Source organism: Achromobacter sp. PD1 (assembly GCF_048541815.1).
GTDB lineage: Bacteria > Pseudomonadota > Gammaproteobacteria > Burkholderiales > Burkholderiaceae_B > Achromobacter > Achromobacter bronchisepticus_A.
This window is the reverse complement of the sequence record NZ_CP183349.1, coordinates 661,382-682,580: the sequence shown is the minus strand read 5'-3', so window position 1 is coordinate 682,580 and position 21,199 is coordinate 661,382. Positions and strand designations below refer to the sequence as shown.

Annotated in this window: 14 protein-coding genes; 6 read left to right on the top strand and 8 right to left on the bottom strand. The window is 66.9% G+C overall.

Going from position 1 to position 21,199, the window contains the following annotated elements; all coding sequences use genetic code 11:
- Window positions 1-5: 5 nt before the first annotated feature.
- Genes ligA through smc form a run of 3 tightly spaced genes read right to left on the bottom strand, consistent with a single transcriptional unit; the run spans window position 6 to window position 6,777 of the window.
- Window positions 6-2,114 carry an NAD-dependent DNA ligase LigA gene (gene ligA, locus ACM1PE_RS03125; RefSeq protein WP_059374912.1) on the bottom strand — a complete coding sequence of 703 codons (2,109 nt, stop codon included), beginning with the start codon at window positions 2,112-2,114 and terminating at the stop codon, window positions 6-8.
- Window positions 2,115-3,197 carry a cell division protein ZipA C-terminal FtsZ-binding domain-containing protein gene (locus ACM1PE_RS03120; RefSeq protein WP_059374914.1) on the bottom strand — a complete coding sequence of 361 codons (1,083 nt, stop codon included), beginning with the start codon at window positions 3,195-3,197 and terminating at the stop codon, window positions 2,115-2,117.
- 46 nt (window positions 3,198-3,243) lie between these two features.
- Entirely contained in the window at window positions 3,244-6,777 is a 3,534-nt protein-coding gene (smc, locus tag ACM1PE_RS03115; protein ID WP_251877447.1) for a chromosome segregation protein SMC, read from the bottom strand.
- Window positions 6,778-7,075: 298 nt separating this feature from the next.
- Between smc and lplT the strand changes: the two genes are divergently transcribed.
- Window positions 7,076-8,389, top strand: a complete 1,314-nt coding sequence (gene lplT, locus ACM1PE_RS03110) for a lysophospholipid transporter LplT (RefSeq protein ID WP_059374923.1) — start codon at window positions 7,076-7,078, stop codon at window positions 8,387-8,389.
- Between the two features lie 75 nt (window positions 8,390-8,464).
- Here lplT and ACM1PE_RS03105 read toward each other — a convergent pair whose 3' ends face one another.
- Together ACM1PE_RS03105 and tsaB are read right to left on the bottom strand one after the other, a co-directional pair.
- Window positions 8,465-9,448 (bottom strand): uracil-DNA glycosylase, encoded by a 984-nt coding sequence (locus ACM1PE_RS03105; RefSeq protein WP_419342539.1) that lies wholly within the window; start codon window positions 9,446-9,448, stop codon window positions 8,465-8,467.
- Window positions 9,445-10,695 carry a tRNA (adenosine(37)-N6)-threonylcarbamoyltransferase complex dimerization subunit type 1 TsaB gene (gene tsaB, locus ACM1PE_RS03100; RefSeq protein ID WP_118931873.1) on the bottom strand — a complete coding sequence of 417 codons (1,251 nt, stop codon included), beginning with the start codon at window positions 10,693-10,695 and terminating at the stop codon, window positions 9,445-9,447. Before tsaB ends, ACM1PE_RS03105 begins: the two co-directional genes overlap by 4 nt.
- A gap of 142 nt (window positions 10,696-10,837) precedes the next feature.
- Between tsaB and ompR the strand changes: the two genes are divergently transcribed.
- The 4 genes from ompR (at window position 10,838) to ACM1PE_RS03080 (ending at window position 14,198) form a co-directional block, all read left to right on the top strand.
- Window positions 10,838-11,572 carry a two-component system response regulator OmpR gene (ompR, locus tag ACM1PE_RS03095; RefSeq protein ID WP_013392162.1) on the top strand — a complete coding sequence of 245 codons (735 nt, stop codon included), beginning with the start codon at window positions 10,838-10,840 and terminating at the stop codon, window positions 11,570-11,572.
- 34 nt (window positions 11,573-11,606) lie between these two features.
- Window positions 11,607-13,001: an ATP-binding protein gene (locus ACM1PE_RS03090; RefSeq protein ID WP_059374934.1), complete on the top strand. Its 1,395-nt coding sequence runs from the start codon at window positions 11,607-11,609 to the stop codon at window positions 12,999-13,001.
- Between the two features lie 55 nt (window positions 13,002-13,056).
- On the top strand, window positions 13,057-13,605 hold the full coding sequence (locus ACM1PE_RS03085) for a peroxiredoxin (protein ID WP_006389231.1): 549 nt from the start codon (window positions 13,057-13,059) through the stop codon (window positions 13,603-13,605).
- Window positions 13,606-13,679: 74 nt separating this feature from the next.
- A complete protein-coding gene (locus tag ACM1PE_RS03080; RefSeq protein ID WP_042796792.1) occupies window positions 13,680-14,198 on the top strand; it encodes a carboxymuconolactone decarboxylase family protein in 519 nt (172 codons plus the stop codon).
- A gap of 75 nt (window positions 14,199-14,273) precedes the next feature.
- On the opposite strand, the gene ACM1PE_RS03075 is transcribed toward ACM1PE_RS03080, so the two are convergent.
- The 3 genes from ACM1PE_RS03075 to ispD form a co-directional block, all read right to left on the bottom strand.
- A complete protein-coding gene (locus tag ACM1PE_RS03075; RefSeq protein WP_419342538.1) occupies window positions 14,274-16,361 on the bottom strand; it encodes a DUF4344 domain-containing metallopeptidase in 2,088 nt (695 codons plus the stop codon).
- Window positions 16,362-16,506: 145 nt separating this feature from the next.
- Window positions 16,507-16,998 carry a 2-C-methyl-D-erythritol 2,4-cyclodiphosphate synthase gene (ispF, locus tag ACM1PE_RS03070; protein ID WP_059374937.1) on the bottom strand — a complete coding sequence of 164 codons (492 nt, stop codon included), beginning with the start codon at window positions 16,996-16,998 and terminating at the stop codon, window positions 16,507-16,509.
- Window positions 16,995-17,678 carry a 2-C-methyl-D-erythritol 4-phosphate cytidylyltransferase gene (gene ispD / locus ACM1PE_RS03065; RefSeq protein ID WP_059374938.1) on the bottom strand — a complete coding sequence of 228 codons (684 nt, stop codon included), beginning with the start codon at window positions 17,676-17,678 and terminating at the stop codon, window positions 16,995-16,997. Before ispD ends, ispF begins: the two co-directional genes overlap by 4 nt.
- Before the next feature lie 29 nt (window positions 17,679-17,707).
- On the opposite strand from ispD, the gene mfd reads away from it, so the two are divergent.
- Window positions 17,708-21,190 carry a transcription-repair coupling factor gene (mfd, locus tag ACM1PE_RS03060; RefSeq protein ID WP_280015326.1) on the top strand — a complete coding sequence of 1,161 codons (3,483 nt, stop codon included), beginning with the start codon at window positions 17,708-17,710 and terminating at the stop codon, window positions 21,188-21,190.
- The last annotated feature ends 9 nt before the right edge of the window (window positions 21,191-21,199 follow it).

Below are 21,199 nucleotides of genomic sequence, written 5' to 3'. Positions count from 1 at the left end.
CGGCCTCAGCCGCCCTGCTCGCCCAGCAAGGCCTTCAGGCCGTCCTCGTCCAGCACCGCCACGCCCAGTTCCTGGGCCTTGGCGAGCTTGCTGCCGGAATCCTCGCCGGCCACCAGATAGGCCGTTTTCTTGGACACCGAGCCGCTGACCTTGCCGCCCGCCGCCTGGATGCGCATCGAGGCTTCTTCGCGCGTCCAATTGGGCAGCGTGCCGGTCAACACGAAGGTCTTGCCGGCCAGCGTCGTGGCTTGCGGCGCCGCCTCGGCCACGGGATTCACGCCCTGCGACTTCAGTTGTTCGATCACGTCGCGGTTGTGCTGCTCGGCGAAGAAACGGCGGATCGAAGCCGCCACCACCGGGCCCACGTCGGGTACGGAGGACAAGGCGTCTTCATCGGCGTCCATGATGGCGTCGATGCTGCCGAAATGGCGCGCCACGTCGCGCGCCGTGGTCTCGCCCACGTGGCGGATGCCCAGCGCGTACAGCAGGCGGTTCAAGCCGGGCGCGCGCGCCTTGTCGATGGCGGCCACCAGGTTGTCGGCGGATTTCTGGCCCATGCGGTCCAGGCCCACCAATTCCAGCGGACGCAGGCTGTACAGGTCGGCCAGGGTCTTGACCCGGCCGCTGTCGACCAACTGATCCACCAGTTTTTCGCCCAGGCCTTCGATGTCCAGCGCCTTGCGGCTGGCGGCGTGCCACAGCGTCTGCTTGCGCTGCGCGCCGCAGAACAAACCGCCGGTGCAACGCGCGATGGTCTCGTCTTCCAGGCGTTCGATGGCGGAGCCGCAAACCGGACAGGCCGTGGGCATGACGAATTCGCGGGCGTCGTCCGGGCGCTTTTCCAGCACCGGGCCCAGTACTTCCGGAATCACGTCGCCCGCGCGGCGCACGATGACCGTGTCGCCGATGCGTACGTCCTTGCGGCGGATCTCGTCTTCGTTATGCAGCGTGGCGTTGGTGACGGTCACGCCGCCGACGAACACGGGCTTCAGGCGCGCCACCGGCGTGATGGCGCCGGTGCGGCCCACCTGCACCTCGATGTCGAGCAAGGTGGTGGTGGCTTCCTCGGCGGCGAACTTGTGCGCCAGCGCGAAGCGCGGCGCGCGCGCGACGAAACCCAGCACCTTCTGCGCGGGCAGCGAATCCACCTTGTAGACCACGCCGTCGATGTCGTAGGGCAAATCGGGCCGCAGCGCGCCGACCTTGGCGTAGAAAGCCATCAGGCCCTCGGCGCCGCTGGCGCGGTGGTTGTGCTTGACGTTGACCGGCAGGCCCAGCGAGGCCAGCCAGTCCAGCATGGCGCCGTGGGATTTCTCGGGCAATTGCGAGGCCTCGGCCACGCCGGCCGACGCTTCGGCAAACAAGCCGCCCTGCGAACCCGCCAGGCCCTGGACTTCGCCCCAGCCATAGGCGAAGAAGCGCAGCGGCCGCTTGGCGGTGATGCGCGGATCCAGCTGGCGCAGGCTGCCCGCGGCGGCATTGCGCGGATTGACGAAGACTTTCTCGTCGCGCTTGGCCTGGGCCTGGTTCAGTTTTTCGAAGTCGGCGCGATTCATCAGGACTTCGCCGCGGACTTCCAGCACCTTGGGGTACGCCCCCTTGAGCTGCAGCGGAATTGCCTTGATGGTGCGGATATTGGAGGTGACGTCTTCACCCGTCTGGCCGTCGCCGCGGGTGGCGGCCTGCACCAGGCGGCCGTCTTCGTAGCGCAGGCTGATTGCCAGCCCGTCCAGCTTGAGCTCGCAGAAGTAATCGGCTTGCTGCGCCGGCCCCAGCAGGCCCGCGCCGCGCAGCGTGTCGGTGACGCGGCGGTCGAAGGCCGTCACGTCTTCTTCGTCGAAGGCATTGCCCAGCGACAGCATCGGCACCACGTGACGCACGCTGCCAAATGCCGAAACAGGCGCCGCACCCACGCGCTGCGTCGGCGACTCCGGCGTCACCAGCTCCGGATGCTCGGCCTCCAGGGCCTGCAGTTCGCGCATCAGCCGGTCGTACTCGGCATCCGATATCGAGGGATCGTCGTAGACGTAGTAGCGGACGTTGTGCTGTTCGATTTCGGCGCGCAAGCGCGCCGCGGCCTGCGCCGCGTTTTCACCGCCAGACGCGCCGCTCATTTACGCAAACACCCTTAGGGCGCGCTCGCTGCCAGCGGGCAGGCCCGCTTGTTCGAGCTGGCCGAACAGCACCTGGAGGCGCTCGTCGATGACCGTTTCCGAACCATCGGCCAGCGGCTTGCCCTGGTCGTCCACCAGGTCCGCGCGCAGACGGGCAGCCAGGTCGCGGCCCACATCGACCATGCGGCCGAAAGCGCGCTCGTCCGCCGGGCTGCAGGGCACGTCCAGCAGCAGGTACAGGCGTTCGATGCCGCCCATGCCGGCATCGAATGCCGCACCGTCGCCGCGCGCCAGCGTGAAGCGGGCTATGCCGTTGTCCGCCGGCCAGGCCAGGCGGCTGCCGTCGGCGACAAAGCCCAGGTCACGCGCCACGGACAGGACTTCGGCGGCGGGCTGGGCCGTACCCAGCAGCAGGGTCAGGCCAACCTGGGTGTCCAGGGCGGCGCAGGTGTCGTCCAATCGGGCGCCCTGCTCCAGCACGGCCTGCTGGTCCGGACCTTCGATGGTGGCGTCGAAACGCTCGGCCATGTCCTGGGCGCGGGCCCAGGCCTGCGACCATTCGATGGCGGTCAGCGGACCGCTGCGGTTGGCCAGCAGCACGGCCAGCTGCATGGACGCATAGGATTCGCCGGCGTGAACGCGCGCGCGGTGGCGGCGCTGATCGGTTTCGGCGAACACGCGCATGGGCTTGCGGCCCACGTGGCGCAGGCTCTGCATGTAGGGCAGCAGGTCGGCGCCGCGCACGGTGTCGGCGAAGTTGATCTCGATGACCACCTCGCAGGCGGGATCGGGTTCTTCGGTATCGTCGGCATCGCTGCCGGCATCGACCGGCGCTGGCTGACCGGACTGGGCACGGGGGCTTTCGCCGCCCATGCCGGGCTCGCGGCGCGACGCCGCTGCGCCTGCGGCCGGCGCAGCGCCTGCAGATGCCGCCCCCGCCCCCAACAGCGGATCCTGTTCGGTGGAGGGGAAATGGGTCTGCATCTTGCGCCGGACGCGCCGGTCCTGCCACCAGTTGAATCCCAGCACCAGCAGTATCAGCAATACGCCCAGGGCTATCAGCCCGATCTGCAAATCACTCATGTATAAATCCCGCGCCGAAACCCCGACGCCCTTCTGAATATTGGGTTTATGCCGCTTCGGAGGCCATCATCTGGACGGCCGAGTCTATGTCTACCGCAACGATACGCGAAACCCCTTGCTCTTGCATGGTTACACCGATCAGTTGCTTGGCCATCTGCATCGCGATCTTGTTGTGCGAGATGAACAGGAACTGGGTCTGCTCGCTCATGTTGGCGACCAGGTTCGCGTAGCGCTCCGTGTTGGCGTCGTCCAGCGGCGCGTCCACCTCGTCCAGCAGGCAGAACGGCGCAGGGTTGAGCTTGAACAGCGCGAACACCAGGGCGGTCGCGGTCAGGGCCTTTTCGCCGCCGGACAGCAGGTGAATGGTGCTGTTGCGCTTGCCCGGAGGCTGCGCCATGACCTGCACGCCAGCGTCGAGAATTTCCTCGCCCGTCATGGTCAGCTTGGCCTCGCCGCCGCCGAACAGCTTGGGGAACAGTTCGCCGAAGTGGCCGTTGACGACGTTGAAGGTCTCTTGCAGCAGCTCGCGGGTTTCGCGGTCGATCTTGCGGATGGCGTCCTCGAGGGTCTCGATGGCGGTCATCAGGTCCTGGTGCTGCGAATCGAGGAAGCCCTTGCGCTCGCGCGAGGTGTTCAATTCATCCAGCGCCGCCAGGTTGACCGAGCCCAGGGCTTCGATCTGGCGCGAAATGCGGCTGACTTCGGACTGCAGCCAGCTGGCGCGGCGCCATTCATCGGGCTGGTTGGCCAGATCCTGGGCCAGCGCCTCGCGGTCGACCTCGCGCGCGTTCAATTGTTCGGTGAACTGCTCTTCGGCCAGACGGGCGGCCTGTTCCTGCAGCTGCAGTTCCATGATGCGGGCGCGCCGCGGCTCCAGCGTCTGTTCCTGCTGCAGGCGGTCTTCGTCGGCGCCGCGCAACAGGGCCGCCAGATTTTCCAGTTCCTGGCGAGCGCGCGACAGCGCTTCCTCGCGCTCGGCGCGCGCTTCCAGGGCGTCCTGCAGGCCGGCCTGGGACGCCGAGGCGTCCAGCTCGGCCAGGTCCACCATCAGCTGCTCTAGTTCGACGCTGCCGCGCTGGCTTTGGTCGGCCGCCAATTGCTGGTTGCGCTGTAGATCGGTAATGCGGACCTGGATGCCGCGTTCGGCAAATTCGGCTTCCTGGGCGGCGCGTTCCAGTTCGCGCAGGCCGGCGCGGGCCGCTTCGGCCTGGGCCGCCAGGGTTTCGCCGTCGATCTCGGCGTCGGCGAAACGGGATTGGTGTTCGGCCAGCTCCTCGTCCAGCGCCTCGAAGCGGGCCTCGGCCTCTTCGCGGGTGGCGCGCAGGTCTTCTTCCTGGACCTTGATCTCTTCCAGGTCCTGGCGCAGGCGCGAGGCGCGTTCGCCGGACTGCTCGGCCTGCTGCTGCAGGCGCGAGTGTTCCAGCTGGATGTCGTGCACCCGGCGGGTGACCTCGGCCACGCGCTGGCGCGCCGGGGCGATGGCCTGGGACACTTGTTGCCAGGCGGCCTCGGCGCGGGCGACCGCGGCGCGCGCCTGGTCGGCGATCAGTTGCTGGGCCTTGATCTCGCGTTGCAGGTTCTCGATTTCCTGCTGGCGCGCCAACAGGCCGGCCTGCTCGGAATCGGGCGCATAGAAACGCACGCTGTGGGCGTCGACCAGATGGCCGGCCTTGACCACGCAGGCCCCCCCCGCGGGCAGGCTGGCGCGCATGGCCAGCGCCTGGGTCACGTCGGTGGCCGTGTAGATGCCGCCCAGCCACTCATTCAGCAGCGTACGCAGGTCGGGATCGGTGATGCGCAGCAGGCTGGCGAGCGAGGTCAGGCCGGCCGGCGCGGCGGGCGTCGGCGCGGCGGCCGGCAGCTGGTAGAAGGCCAGCCTGGCCGGCGGCGCATCCTCGGCGAAGGCGCGGGCCCAATCCAGGTTGCGCACTTCCATCGAGGCCATGCGCTCGCGCAGTGCGGCTTCCAGGGCGGTTTCCCAGCCCGGTTCGATGTGCAGCTTCTGCCACAAACGCGACAGACCGGCCAGCTCATGCTTGGCCAGCCAGGGTTCCAGCGCCCCCTGCTTCTGCACGTCTTCCTGCAGCTTCACCAGGGCCGACAGGCGGGCTTCCAGGCGCGCCAGGTTCTGCACGTCGGTCTGGGCGGCGGCCTGGGCGCGGCTGCGCTCGGCATCCGCTTCCGGCACGCGGCCTTCCAGGGTAGCCAGCTCTTCCTGGGCTTCCTCGAGCTGGTCCTCGCCGGCGGCGCGGTCGCCAGCCAGTTGCTCCAGGCGCACCGGATCGGGACTGTGCAGTTCGCGCAGTTCCTGTTGCAAGCGTTCGCGGCGCTGCTCCAGCGCCTGCATCTGGCGGTCCGCGTCGCGCTGCGACTGGGCCACCAGGGCAAGATTCTGTTCGACGCGGGCCAGCGCGGCGCGCATCTCGTCGCGCCCCGAGGCGGCTTCGCGCACGCGCTGCTCCACGGCCGGCAGCGCGGCCTGGGCGTCCTCGGCCTTGGCGCGCGCCTCTTCCGTGCGGGCGGCGCCCGCGGCCAGGTCTTCCTCGGCCTGGGCGATCTGTTCGGTGCAATGCTCGCGCTGGGCGGTCCACTCGCCGATCTGCTGCTGCAGCTGATCGCGGCGCGCTTGCAGGCGGTTGCGGGAATCCACCACGTGACGGATTTCGGCTTCCAGGCGGCTGACTTGCGCGTTGGCCTCGTACAGCCCGCCCTGGGCGGTATGCACTGCATCGCTGGCGGCGTAGTGGGCCTGGCGGCGGGACTCCAGCGCGGCTTCGCCCGCCCGCAGGCCGGCGATGGCGGCTTCCAGTTCATTCTGGGCCTGCGCCATCTCCTGGGCTTTCTTGGCGCGCTCTTCGCGCGCCCCGGTTTCCTTCAGGAACCACAACGCATGCTGCTTCTTTTCGCCGTCGGCCTGGAGTTCGCGGTAGCGCGTGGCCACTTCGGCCTGCGCTTCCAGCTTCTCCAGCTGATTATTGAGTTCGCGCAGGATGTCTTCGACGCGGGTCAGGTTCTCGCGCGTGTCGGACAGGCGGTTCTCGGTCTCGCGGCGCCGTTCCTTGTAGCGCGACACCCCTGCCGCCTCTTCCAGGAACACCCGCAGTTCTTCGGGGCGCGCCTCGATCAGGCGGTTGATCATGCCCTGGCCGATGATGGCGTAGCCGCGGGCGCCCAGGCCGGTGCCCAGGAAGATGTCGTGGATGTCGCGGCGGCGGACCTGCTGGTTGTTGACGAAGTAGCTGCTGGTGCCGTCGCGGGTCAGCACCCGGCGCACGGCGATTTCCGCGTAGGTGCTCCACTGGCCGGCGGCGCGCCCTTCGCTGTTGTCGAACACCATTTCCACCGAGGCCCGCGCAGCAGGCTTACGGTTGCCGGAGCCGTTGAAAATGACGTCCTGCATGGACTCGCCGCGCAGTTCCGAGGCCTTGGCCTCACCCAGCACCCAGCGCACGGCATCAATGATGTTCGATTTTCCGCAGCCATTGGGACCCACCACGCCCACCAGTTGGCTGGGCACGGGAATCACGGTGGGATCGACGAAGGACTTGAAGCCGGCGAGTTTTAGCTGAGTAAGACGCACAATACGATGACGACGGGGTGGGTTGAACGAAAGGCGTTAACGGACCTGCCGCACAGATTGCAAACCGGCCCCTGGAGGGCCGGCTTACACATGGGTCGTATGATACCGCAGGCAGTCTGTCCCCGAACGTCAGCAAGGGTCAAGGCGTGTTGTCCCTAAGGCTTGCCGGCGGTCAACCCGCGGGCAAACGCTCAATGGCCGCCGCCTGGGGTCCGGCTATACTCCCTGACACTTTTTTGCACGACACATAAATTTTCACGCGGACTGGCCGGGGCCAGGCCTGAGAACGGGGACATTCTTGAAACGTGGTTTCTATCTGGTCATGGCCGCGCAGGCCTTCTCGTCATTGGCGGACAACGCGCTGTTCATCGCAGCCATCGCCTTGATACAGGAACTGCATGGGCCGGACTGGATGGCGCCCATGATGAAGTGGTCGTTCGCGCTGGCTTATGTGGTGCTGGCCGCCTTTGTCGGGGCGCTGGCGGACTCCTTCCCCAAGGGCCGTGTGATGTTCTCCACCAATGCCCTGAAAGTGACCGGCTGCATGCTGATGTTCTCGTATGCCAGCATCGGCGTCGCCCCCGAGTACCAGACCTACCTGGTCTGCGCGGCCTACGGCATCGTCGGCATCGGCGCCGCGGCCTACTCCCCCGCCAAGTACGGCATCGTCACGGAAATGCTGCCCCCGGCCATGCTGGTCAAGGGCAATAGCTGGATCGAGGGCCTGACCGTCTTCTCCATCATCCTGGGCACGGTGCTGGGCGGCCTGCTGATCTCGTCCTCCGTTTCCACCGCCCTGCTCAGCCACTCCTTCATCGGCAAGCTGGTCCACACCCCGGCCGAGGCCGCGATCCTGGTCATCGCCTTCGTGTACCTGCTGGCGGCGCTGTGCAACCTGCTGATTCCGCACACCCACGTGCGCTACCCGCCGCAGCAGAAGAACCCGGTGCGGCTCATCCGCACCTTCTGGGGCTACGTCCGTGTGCTGTGGAAAGACAAGCTGGGCCAGATCTCGCTGGCCGTCACCACCCTGTTCTGGGGCGCGGGCGCCACGCTGCAGTTGATCGTCATCGAATGGGGCCGCAGCCACCTCGGATACCAACTGGACAAGGCCTCGATGCTGATGGGCGTGGCCGCGCTGGGCACCGTCGTCGGCTCCATCCTGGCGGGCCGCATTCCGCTGCGCCGCGCGCTGGCCGTGTTGCCGGTCGGCGCCGCCATGGGCCTGGTCGTGCTGCTGATGCCGCTGGTCTACTCGCCCTGGAGCGTCTACCTGCTGCTGCTGATCACGGGCGGCCTGGCCGGCTTCTTCGTGGTGCCGATGAACGCGCTGCTGCAGCACCGCGGCCACGTGCTGCTGTCGGCCGGCCATTCCATCGCCGTGCAGAACTTCAACGAACAGCTCAACATCCTGCTAATGGTGGCCATGTACACGCTGCTGCTGTGGCTGCAGCTGCCCATCAACATCATCATCGTGATCTTCGGCACCGTGGTCGCGGTGCTGATGGTGGTCTTCATGCGCTGGAGCAAGCGCAACCTGCAGGCCAATCCCGAACTGCACGACCAGATCGGCCAGGAAGGCCATGGGCGCGCGCTGGACTCCACGCACTAGGCGCGCAATTCCGCTGCAATGAAAAAACCGGGCTTGCGCCCGGTTTTTCTTTGCCCCACGACCATGGAGCCAGGCTCAGGCCAATTGCGCCGCGGCCAGGCGCAGGTCCTGCCAGGCGCGCGCCTTCTCGCTGGGGCTGCGCAGCAGGTAGGCGGGGTGGTAGCTGACGACCACCGGAATCTCCCGCCCTTCGTCGGTCTTCAACTGGTGGATACGGCCGCGCAGGCTGCCGATGGTCGCGTCCGTGCCCAGCAGCGTCTGGGCCGCGAAACGGCCCAGCACCAGGATCCGCTCCGGCTTGAGCAGCGCGATCTGGCGCATCAGGTAGGGACTGCAGGCCGCGATTTCCTCGGGCTTGGGATTGCGATTGCCAGGCGGCCGGCACTTGATGACGTTGGTGATGAACACGTCGCGCTCGCGGCTCATGGACACCGACGACAGCATGGCGTCCAGCAACTGGCCCGAGCGGCCCACGAAGGGCTGCCCTTGCCGGTCCTCTTGCTCGCCAGGCGCCTCGCCCACCACCAGCCAGCGCGTGGGGTGGCCGCCGTGACCGAAGACCGCGTTGCGGCGGCCCTTGCACAGCCCGCAGGCGGAACAGGCCACGACCTGATCGTGCATTTCTTCCAGCGTGGAGTTCCGGATCGCTTCTGCCACCGGCACGGGAGGCGGAAGCGCTGCCTCGGCCTCGGCCTTGGGAGCTGGAGGCGGCGGCGGGCCTTTGCGGTTCAGGATCGACGTCGGTATTCCGGCACGACCGGGAGTCGGTTCCGCAGGCGCCGCTACGGCGGCGGGCGCTGCCTCGCGCGCCGGGACGGCAGCGACCGGCGCGACAGCCGCAACAGGCTGCGGCGCAATCGGCGCCTCAGCTACGGGAATCTGCGCCGCAGCCGGCAAAACCGGCGTCGAAACAAGGACTTGCGTCTCGGCCGTCGGCCCGCTGGGCGCAGGGGCCGGACGCAGCCACAGCCGCTCCATGCCGATCTCGCGCAACCAGATGCGCTGCAGCGGATTGACCCGGGGCGCGGCCGGCGGCGGCGCTGCGTTGGGCTGGCTCATGCCGCCGCTCCATCCGCCGCAAAGCGCTTCTGCATGACCAGGGCATCTTCCCTGCCGCCTTTCTCGGCCGGGTAATAGCCTCGGCGCACGCCGATTTGCAGATACCCGTGCCGTTTGTAGAAACTGATGGCCGACTCATTGGAGGGGCGCACCTCCAGCAGCACGCCCTCCATGCCGCGTTCGCGCGCCTGCTGCTCGCACCAGTCCAGCAGCAAGCCGCCCAGGCCCTGGCGGTGCAGCGGTTTGGCCACCGCGATCACCAGCAGGTGCGCCACGTCGGGCGCGAACATGAGCACGCAAAACCCCGCCAGCTTGCCTTCGCGCCGCAGCGCCCAGGCGCCGTAGCCTGCCGCCAGGGCGTCCGCGAAATTGCCGCGCGTCCAGGGGAAGGCCTGCACGTGCGCCTCCAGCGCCACGACCTCGTCGAGGTCGGCGTCGGTCATCGGTTGAGGCACCGAAGGAACCAGCGAAGGCCGGGCTTTCGGATTACCGCCTTCGCCGCGCATGCGCTCGGCCGTGGTGAATGCCACCTTGTCGCGCACGTAGAGCGGCGCAGCCAGCTCGGGCGCCACGGCCTCGCCCCGCAACCAGCCCTGCCGCCCCAAACGGGCGACGCTGGCCGCTTCCGGGCGCCTGGCGTCCGCGCGGCGCCAGGCGCCGGGATATTCCATTTCGGACGCGTAGGCATCCCAGGCATCGCCGGCCAATACCGGTTCCAGCGGCAGGCCCGCGCGCGCCGACCAGGCCGGCAGGTGATGGGCGGTCCATGGCACGACTTCGGCCGCCGCGATCAGCAAGGGCGCCTGCAGGACTTCCCAAGAGATTTCGCCATCTGAAATGTTCGCCTGGCGGTAGACGGCCAGATAGACCTCGTTCATGCGGGCGTCCAGCGCCACCACGATCGCGCCCGCCGGGGTGGTTTCCACCTGTGCGGCGACCGCCTGATGAGAGACAATGGGAACAACGGGGATGCCCAGGCCGAGGCCCATGCCTTGCGCCACTCCGCAGGCCACCCGCAGGCCGGTGAATCCGCCCGGACCCTGGCCAAAAGCCACCGCGTGCAAGGCGGCTGGCGCCAGTCCGGACGCCGCCAGCAACTCGTTGGCCATGGGCAGGAGCCGTTCCGCGTGCTCCTGGGAGCCTTCATGTTCCCTGACGCTGACCTCCAGGCGGCCATCGACCGCCCGCAACAGAGCCACGCCGCAACGGGACGAAGAAGTTTCCAAAGCCAGCAGGTTTAGTTCCATAGATGCAGATTGTACGAAATACCGCGACTCCGCCCCCGGTTATCAGGGGGATGCGAGGGGGATTTCAACCATGGTTCGCAATGTGTAATATCTTGTGAACGCCCACTAGCCGCTGGTTCTTGCCACTGTTACATTTCCGGCCATGAATACGCAAAACACCACCCCCACCCGAAAAATCCTCGTCGTCGACGATGATCCGCGCTTGCGCGATTTGCTGCGTCGGTACTTATCCGAACAGGGATTCAACGTTTTCGTTGCCGAAGACGCCAAAGAGATGGGCAAACTCTGGCAACGCGAGCATTTCGACCTGCTCGTGCTGGATCTGATGCTGCCTGGAGAAGATGGCCTGTCCATCTGTCGCCGGCTGCGCGGTGGTCACGACAATACCCCCATCATCATGCTGACGGCCAAGGCGGAAGAAATCGACCGCATCGTCGGCCTGGAAATGGGTGCGGACGACTACCTGTCCAAGCCGTTCAACCCCCGGGAACTGCTGGCGCGGATCAACGCGATCCTGCGCCGCCGCGGCACCGAGGAACACCCCGGCGCCCCCAGCCAGGAAAACGAGTCCATCGCCTTCGGCCCCTACACGCTGAACCTGTCCACCCGCACGCTCACGCGCAACGGCGAACAGGTGCCCATCACCACCGGCGAATTCTCGGTGCTGAAGGTGTTCGCACGCCACCCCAAGATCCCGCTGTCGCGAGACAAGCTCATGGAACTGGCGCGCGGCCGCGAATACGAAGCCTTCGATCGCAGCCTGGACGTGCAGATCTCGCGCCTGCGCAAGCTGATCGAACCGAATCCGTCCAAGCCCGTATTCATCCAGACCGTCTGGGGTCTCGGATACGTGTTTGTGCCGGACGGTGGTAGCTGACCGACTCGCCCGCCCCGGGCAGGAGCGCAGCCTCGTGCCCCGCTTGCGCAGAACCTTCAGGAACCTGACATCACGTTTGCGGCTCGGCTTGTTCGGCCGCACGTTCCTGTTGCTCGCCGCGCTGATGCTCGTCAGCCTGGGCGCGTGGCTACAAGTATTCTTCAGCATGGAGCTGGGACCGCGCGCCAATCAAATGGCGCAGCGGGTGATCACGGCCGTCAATATCACGCGCACCGCGCTGATCTACTCGCATAACGACGAGCGCAGCAAGCTGCTGCTGGACTTGGCCACCAACGAAGGCATCCAGGTCTATCCGCGCGAAGTCACCGACTTCGCCGAAGCCCTCCCCGACGACGATTACTGGCAACGCGTTGCCCAGCACATCCGCACGCGCTTCGGCCCGGAAACGCAGATTGCCTGGGGCGTCAACCAGGTGCCCGGCTTCTGGGTCAGTTTCCAGATAGAGAAAGACCTTTACTGGCTGGTGTTCGAGCGCGAGCAGATCGGCCTGACGGGCGGGATCGAATGGCTGGGCTGGGGCGCCACGGCGCTATTGCTGTCGCTGGTGGGCGCCGCGGTCAGCGTGGGCTTCGTCAACCGGCCGCTATCGCGGCTGGCCCGGGCCGCCCAGGTGCTGTCGCGGGGCGAAACCCCCGCTGCCCTGCCCGAGCAGGGACCGCTGGAGATCCGCGACCTGAACGCCTCGTTCAACCGCATGGCCAAGGACCTGAGACAGGCGGAGGCCGACCGCGAGCTGATGCTCGCGGGGATCTCTCACGACCTGCGCACGCCGCTTGCGCGCATGCGACTCGAGATCGAGTTGAGCGGCGTGTCCGAGGACGCCCGCCAGGCCATCGACGAAGACCTGGGCCAGATCGACCACAGCATCGGCCAATTGATGGAGTACGCGCGCCCCGCCGGCACCTTGCCGCAGTTGGCCACGGACATCTCCGCGGTGCTGGCCGAGCTCTACGAACGCGAACGCAGCCATACCGCATCCCTGGGCGGGGAGCTGGACGCCACGCTGGAACCGGGCCTGCGCGCCCGCATCACGGCGCTGGACCTCAAGCGCATCGTCAGCAACCTGATCGAGAACGCGCGACGCTACGGCCGTTCCGCCGACGGCATGGCGCATCTGGTCATGACACTGCAAGCTGAAGGCTCCATGATCGTGATCGAGGTGTCCGACCGCGGTCCCGGCATCGCGCCGGAAGACGTCGACCGCCTGCTGCGGCCGTTCTCGCGCGGCGAGGCGGCACGCACCGGCGTCAGCGGCGCGGGTCTCGGCCTGGCCATCGTCGAACGCCTGCTCAAGCACGTGGGCGGCTCGCTGCGCATGCTGCCTCGCGAGGGCGGCGGCCTGACCGCAAGGATAGAGTTGCCCAAAGCAAAGTTTAGGAATTATCAATTAGACAACGAAAATCCATAGCGTAGAATTAAGGTTTGAGGCGCAGCCTTAATTCCACCAACAACTGGGAGTAAACATGAAAACTGTTGGCGACAAACTCGAACCCTTCAAGGTCACCGGCGTCAAGCCCGGCTTCAACCAGCACGAAGAAAACGGCGTGTCGGCGTTTGAAGACATCACCGAAAGCTCGTTCCCCGGCAAGTGGAAGGTCATCTACTTCTACCCGAAAGACTTCACGTTTGTTTGCCCGACCGAAATCGTCGGCTTCAACAAGCTGGCCAAGGATTTCGAAGACCGCGACGCCGTCCTGCTGGGCGGTTCGAGCGACAACGAATTCGTCAAGCTGGCCTGGCGCCGTGAGCACCCGGACCTCAACAAGCTGGGTCACTACCAGTTCGGCGACACCACCGGCGCCCTGATCGACCAGCTGGGCGTGCGTGAAAAGGGTGCTGGCGTTGCCCTGCGCGCCACCTTCATCGTTGATCCGGACAACACGATCCAGCACGTTTCGGTGAACAACCTGAACGTCGGCCGTAACCCGGAAGAAGTTCTGCGTCTGCTCGACGGCCTGCAAACCGACGAGCTGTGCCCGTGCAACCGTACGGTTGGCGGCGCCACGCTGTAATTTCCAGCCCGGCCCGGGACCCGATTGCGGGTCCTGCGCTGGGCTTTAACTGCTCTAGATTATAGGTAAAAGCTATGGAATTTCTTACGACCATTAAGGAACAACTGCCGGATTGGGCCAAGGACATCCGCCTGAATCTGGACGCCGTGATCGCCCGCTCGACCCTGGCTCCCGAAGATGCCGTCGGCGCCGCCCTGTCCGCCGCCTACGCCGCGCGCAGCCCGGTGCTGGTCGAAGCCTTCAAGAGCGGCCTGTCGGAAGGCGACGCCAACGCCGCGCTGACGGCCTCTGCCCTCATGGGCATGAACAACACCTGGTATCCCTACGTCGAAATGACCGGCGACGCCCAACTGAAGAGCCTGCCGGCCCAGTTGCGCATGAACGCCTACGCCACCCACGGCGGCGTGGAGAAGAAGCGCTTCGAGCTGTTCGCCCTGGTGGCCTCCATCATCGGCAAGTGCCATTTCTGCGTGGCCTCGCACTACGAGAACCTGAAGAACGACGGCCTGTCGACCGAACAGCTGCGCGACGCCGGCCGCATTGCCGCCGTGGTCAACGCCGCCGCCCTGGCGCTGGCTGCCCAAGGCAAGTAAACGGCCCCGCGCAATAAGAAACCCGCCTGCGGCGCATGCCGCAGGCGGGTTTTCTTATGCAGGGCTGTCGATCGCTTATTTCTTCGGCATGCTCGACGTGGTCGGCAGGCCGTTGGCGACCCAGGCCTCGACGCCGCCGCGGTACCAGTACACGGTCCAGCCCAATGTGCCGGCGCGCAACGCCGCGTTGTAGGCGGAACGATCGTTCATGCCTGCGCCCAGGATCACGACGGGCGCCTTGCGATCGCCACCGTTGTTCTTCAACAGCCAGGCGTCGAAGCCTTGTTGCAGGTGATCCGTGACGCTGCCGTCCGAACCCGCATCTGTCAGCGGATAACCGATGGGCACCGTGTCGCGCAGCCCGCTGGTGTCGACGATCAGGAGATTCTTGTCCTTCTTGATCATCCCGACCAGGTCGGCGGTCGTGATCACCTGGGCCCGGTAGATCTTGTTGGGCGTCGGCCCCTTGTACGGCGCGGTGAACAGCATGGTCGTGGCGGGCACGCCAAAGTCCTTCAGCTCGTCGATGGCGCTGGCAGGCAGACCCTGCCCCGGCGCCGGCTGCTGACGCGGCGCGGCCGAGCCTGGGGCGCCGCCGCCCTGGGCCGCGACCTCGCCGCCCACGGTGCCCATCTCGATGTCGGAAATCATCACCGCGATGTTTTCGATCAGTTCGTAGCACATGGTGATCGAGCCTTCGCGCGGGCTGTACCAGGCATTGAGCTGGCCGCAGTCCTTGAACACCACGTTGACCGGGCGCGGCAGCACGTAGCGCTCGCCCAGCAGCTTGATGTTGTTCGAGATCGCTTCGGACAGATTGTTCGCAAACAAGTTGCCGATCTTGCGCTTGGACGGCTGGAACACCACCTTCACCGGCGCGCCGGGCGCATTCGCCGGCTGCTGGCCTTCGGGCGTCCAGGTGCCCACGCGCGTGTGAGGCGCCAGGATCTTGTTCCAGGCGCGGTTCTGCTTGTTGAATTCATCCGCGCAACGCGCCCGGGTCCGGTCCTCCAGCCCGACGTGTTTGGCAATGGACTCGAACACGGCGGGGTTGCCGCCGTACATGATGCAGAGCATGTTGCGAAAACGCTTCAGGTCGCCAGTGTGTTCGTCTTGCCAGGCCGAAGAGGCGTCGGCTCCCCTGCGCTCGGCCACCTTGCCGCTGTAGTACCACTGCAAGGCCGCGTACTTTGCCGCGTCCTGCGCCATGGTGTTCACTTCCTTGTTGTCCGACGGATACATGGTCGGCTCGACGATCTGCAGCGCCGAGTAGATGTCGACCGCGTCCTCTTCCGCCCCCGTCGAGGGCAGCTCCAGCTCGCCGATCAGGGCGTGCCCGAACTCGTGCATGAAGATGCTGCGCATGATGCCGATGTACACCGACACGATGCGCATGGTGTCGCCGCCAAAGCGCGGATAGGGGCCTTCCCCCGGCAAGGCCGGGTTGTAGTCGCCGCCGCCCTGTCCAGCGGCCGGAGCCTGCGCCTGGGGCTTTTGCGCCGTGCCGCCGCCTGCGTTGCCGCCGCGCGCGGGCAAGGTCCCGGCAGCCGCCGGCGCCGCGCCGGATTGGCCGCCAGTCATCGTGATATTGAAGTCGGCGACGCCGAAGGTACCTACGTCGTAGGCCATGATGCCCAGTTCAGAACCCGTGGCGGGCTCGTTGCTGACATCGCCGATCTGCTGGCCGTTGACGATGAAACGGGCCGCGCCCGGCAGCTCGACCACTCTGATGCGGTCGGAACCGTCCAGCTTCGCAATATTGGGCAGCGACGCGATGTCACGGCGGTTCTGCCCCTGCAGACAGAACAGCAGTGTGTTCTTGTCGGCCGTGAGTTCGAGCAGGCACAGGCTCTTGTTGGCGCGGTTGCTCAGCGCCACGCCGATGGACGCTTTCGGATTCGGAGACTTGACGACCACATTGACGTCGGTCACCCGGCCCGATTCCGGCGCCGGCCCGACATTCATGTACAGGGTCTGTTCGCTGTCGGCCTTGTTCGCGTTGTGCAGGGTGAACCATCCATCCTGCACGCCAGCGGTCCAGCCCTCCAGCATCTGCTGCTTGACCGCACCGGCCAGCGGGCCCAACTGCTGCTCGTACTGCGCATGCGCGGGCAGGCTTACCGCGCTGAAGATGGAAGCCAGGGCGATGCCACGTAAATGCATCCGAATGTCTCAGTAGTCGAATTGAAGTAGCGCAGAATATGCCAGATCAATTCGACCCGCTTATTCATTTGTTAAAGATGTATCCAAACTAAATGAACAGCGGAAAAGCGCATTCGGCCGTGGTGCCGGGGAGCCCTCGCGCGAGCTAGGAAGCCGCGCGCGCCAGCAAGGCCACCACCGTCGCCGCGATGCCTTCCTTGCGGCCCAGGTACCCCAGGCCTTCGTTGGTCTTGGCCTTGATGTTGACCTCGGTCTCGGCCAGCCCGGTATCCGCGGCGATGTTCTTCACCATGGCCGGCGCGTGCGGACCGATCTTGGGCGCCTGCGCGTGCAGCGTGGCGTCGATGTTCACCGGCGTCCAGCCCGCGGCGCGCACGCGCGCCATGGCCTCGCGCAGCAGCACGCGGCTATCGGCGCCCTTGAAGGCCGGGTCGGTATCCGGAAAGTGCCGGCCGATATCGCCCAGGCCGGCGGCGCCCAGCAGCGCGTCGGTAATGGCGTGCAGCAGCACGTCCGCGTCCGAATGCCCCAGCAGGCCATGCGTGTGGGGGATCGTGACGCCGCCGATGATCAACGGGCGCCCCTCGACCAGCGCATGCACGTCGAAACCCTGGCCGACGCGGAAAGGAATACTCATAGCCATTTTTCCATCAGTTCGAAATCGTCCGGCCATGTCACCTTGAAATTGCGCATGGCGCCGGGCACCAGCAGCGGCGCGTAACCTGCCGCCTCGATGGCCGAGGCCTCGTCGGTGACGGCCGCGCCGCTCACGGAGGCCGCCGTCAGCGCATCGCGCAGCACGCCGGCCCGGAACATCTGCGGGGTCTGCGCCAGCCACAGGCCGTTGCGGTCCAGCGTGCGCTCCACGCGCTCGTGGCCGCCCTTGACGGTGTCCGCCACGGGCAGCGCCAACAGGCCGCCCACGGGGTCCGCCAGGCAGGCGTCGATCAGCCGGCCCAGCGCGGCCGCAGGCAGCCCAGGGCGCGCAGCATCGTGCACCAGCACCCAGGTATCGTCGGCCACGCCGCTGTCGGCCAGCGCACCCGCCACGGTATCCGCACGCGTCGCGCCGCCGCAGGCGCGCCACACGGTGCGCGGCAGGCCGGCCAGCGCCGCATCCACCCAGCCGTCGCCGGGCGTCACGGCCACCCGCACCTGCGAGATGCGTTCATCGGCCAGCAACGCGCATACTGCGTGGCGCAGCATGGGCTGTCCAGACAGCGGACGGTATTGCTTGGGCACGGTTTCATGCCCGGGCCGGCTGGCGCGGGCCCCTACGCCCGCAGCGGGCACGATTGCAATGAGGGAGGCAGACATGGTGCGGTGATTTTATAATCTTCCGCTTGATGCCTGCTTCCAGCCTGATGCCAGCCCCCTCCGCCCCCGCTACCTTCGCGCCTCCCGTCCCCGCCACGGCCCCCACTCTGTCCGCGCTGAAGGCCGGCGCGCGCTATGCGCAGCCGCGCCCGCCAGGGTCCGGCGACGCCTGGCTGCTGGCGGATCTGGCGCGGCAGGCCTCGGCGCCGCTGGTCATCCTGACCGCCGAGCCGGTCGAGGCCCAGCGCCTGGCCGAGGAAATCCAGCTGTTCGCCCCGGACCTGCGGGTGCGCCAGTTGCCCGACTGGGAAACGCTGCCCTACGACGCCTTCTCGCCGCACCAGGACCTGATTTCGGAACGCTTGCACACGCTGCACTCGCTGATGACCAAGTCGGTGGACGTGCTGACCGTGCCGATCACCACGGCGCTGTACCGGCTGGCGCCGCCCTCTTTCCTTGCGGCCTACACCTTTTCCTTCAAACAGAAGGACAAGCTCAACGAAGCCGCGCTGCGCGCCCAGCTGACCCTGGCCAACTACAACCACGTCACCCAGGTGACGGCGCCCGGCGAGTTCTGCCTGCGCGGCGGCCTGATCGACCTGTTCCCCATGGGCTCGGTGGTGCCCTACCGCCTGGACCTGTTCGACGACGAGATCGAGACCATCCGCAGCTTCGACGTGGACACGCAGCGCAGCCTGTACCCGGTGCGCGAAGTGCAACTGCTGCCCGGCCGCGAATTCCCGATGGACGAAGACGCGCGCAACCGCTTCCGGGCGCGCTTCCGTGAAGTCTTCGAAGGCGATCCTTCGCGCGCCTTGCCTTACAAGGACATCGGCAACGGCATTCCGTTCGCCGGCGTCGAGTACTACCTGCCGCTCTTCTTCGAGGAAACGGCGACCCTGTTCGACTACCTGACGCAAGGCACGGTCACCGTCACCGTAGGCGACATCGACGACGCCATCCAGCGCTTCAACCAGGACACCTCCAGCCGCTACGGCTTCCTCAAGAGCGACCGCGAACGGCCGGTGCTGCCGCCGTCCGAACTGTTCCTGGACAACGAGACGCTCTACGCGCGGCTGAAGGACTTCCGTCGCCTGTCGCTGACCGCCGGCCAGCCGCACCCGGACTTCCGCGCGGCGCCTGATGTGAGCGTGGCGCGGCGTTCTGAAGATCCCATCGCCAAGCTGCGCGCGCTGGTGCAGGCCGGCCAGACACGCGTGCTGCTGTGCGCCGACTCCGCCGGCCGGCGCGAGACCCTGGTGCAGATGCTCAACGAGTTCGGCGTCACACCGGACGCACAGCCCGACACCATCGAAGCCTTCCTCGCCTCGGACGCCCATTTCGGCATCGTCGCCGCGCCGCTGTCCACCGGCTTCGGCCTGCCCCAGGCCAATCTGGCTTTCCTCACCGAAAACGACCTGTACCCGGGCCTGGCCACCACCGGCCGCCGCGGCAAGCGCGACCAGGAACGCGCCAGCAACGTCGAAGCCATGGTGCGCGACCTGTCCGAGCTGCGTGCAGGCGACCCCGTGGTCCATGCGCAGCACGGCATCGGCCGCTACCACGGCCTGGTCAACATGGACATGGGCGAAGGCGGGATGGAATTCCTGCATCTGGAGTACGCCAACGGCAGCACGCTATACGTGCCGGTGTCGCAGCTACACGTGATCGCCCGCTACAGCGGCGCCGATCCGGAAGCCGCGCCCCTGCACCAGCTGGGCTCCGGCCAATGGGACAAGGCGCGCCGCAAGGCCGCCCGCCAGGTCCGCGACACCGCCGCCGAGCTGCTGGCGCTGTACGCCCAGCGCGCCGCGCGCGAAGGCTACGCCTTCAACCTGCCGCTCAACGACTACCAGGCCTTCGCCGAGGGCTTCGGCTTCGAGGAAACAGCCGACCAGGCCGCCGCCATCGAGGCCGTCATCGCCGACATGACCTCCGGCCGCCCCATGGACCGCCTGGTCTGCGGCGACGTGGGCTTCGGCAAGACCGAGGTCGCGCTGCGCGCCGCCTTCCTGGCCGTGGCCAACGGCAAGCAGGTCGCCCTGCTCTGCCCCACCACGCTGCTGGCCGAACAACATGCGCAGACCTTCTCCGACCGCTTCGCCGACTGGCCCGTGAAGGTCGTGGAGCTGTCGCGCTTCCGCTCGGCCAAGGAAGTTTCCGCCGCCATCGAAGGCATCAACGACGGCCGCGTGGACATCGTCATCGGCACCCACAAGATCCTGTCCAAGGACGTGAAATTCAAGCGCCTGGGCCTGGTCATCATCGACGAGGAACACCGCTTCGGCGTGCGCCAGAAGGAAGCCTTGAAGGCGCTGCGCGCCGAGGTCGACGTGCTGACGCTGACCGCCACGCCCATTCCGCGCACGCTGGGCATGTCGCTGGAAGGCATCCGCGACTTCTCCGTCATCGCCACCGCGCCGCAAAAGCGCCTGGCCATCAAGACCTTCGTGCGGCGCGAGGACGGCAGCACCCTGCGCGAAGCGCTCTTGCGCGAACTCAAGCGCGGCGGCCAGTGCTATTTCCTGCACAACGAAGTCGAGACCATCCACAACCGCCGAGCCCGCCTGGAAGAACTGGTGCCCGAGGCCCGCATCGCCGTGGCCCATGGCCAGATGCCCGAGCGCGAGCTGGAACAGGTGATGAAGGGCTTCTACCAGCAGCGCTACAACGTGCTGTTGTGCACCACCATCATCGAAACCGGCATCGACGTGCCCAGTGCCAACACCATTGTGATCCACCGCGCCGACCGCTTCGGGCTGGCCCAACTGCACCAGCTGCGCGGCCGGGTCGGGCGCTCGCACCACCAGGCCTACGCCTACCTGCTGACGCCCGGCGAGGACGCCATCACCAACAACGCCAAGAAGCGCCTGGAAGCCATCCAGGCCATGGAAGAGCTGGGTTCGGGCTTCTACCTGGCCATGCATGACCTGGAGATCCGCGGCACGGGCGAAGTGCTGGGCGATTCGCAGTCCGGCAACATCCAGGAAGTGGGCTTCTCGATGTACAACGAGATGCTCAACGAAGCCGTGCGCGCACTGCGCGCCGGCGAAGAACCCGACCTGGACGCGCCCTTCAACCTGGCCTGCGAAGTCAACCTGCACGCCCCGGCGCTGCTGCCGTCCGACTATTGCGCCGACGTCCATGCGCGCCTGGGCATCTACAAGCGCCTGGCGCACGCCGCGGACGAAGACGACCTGATCCACATCCAGGAAGAACTGATCGACCGCTTCGGCAAGCTGCCCGAGGCCGCGCAGACGCTGCTCGCCACGCACCGCCTGCGCCTGGCCGCCCAGCCCCTGGGCATCGTCAAGATCGACGCCAGCGAAACCCAGGCGCTGCTGCAATTCGGCCCCAAGACCTCGGTCGATCCCGGCAAGATCATCGAACTCGTGCAGCGCCAGCGTCACATCAAACTGGCGGGACAGGATAAATTGCGGGTTGAGATCAAGGCCGCGCAGATTCCGGCCCGCGCCGACGCCGTGCGCGCCGTGCTGCGCGCCTTGAAGTAACCGTCAAAC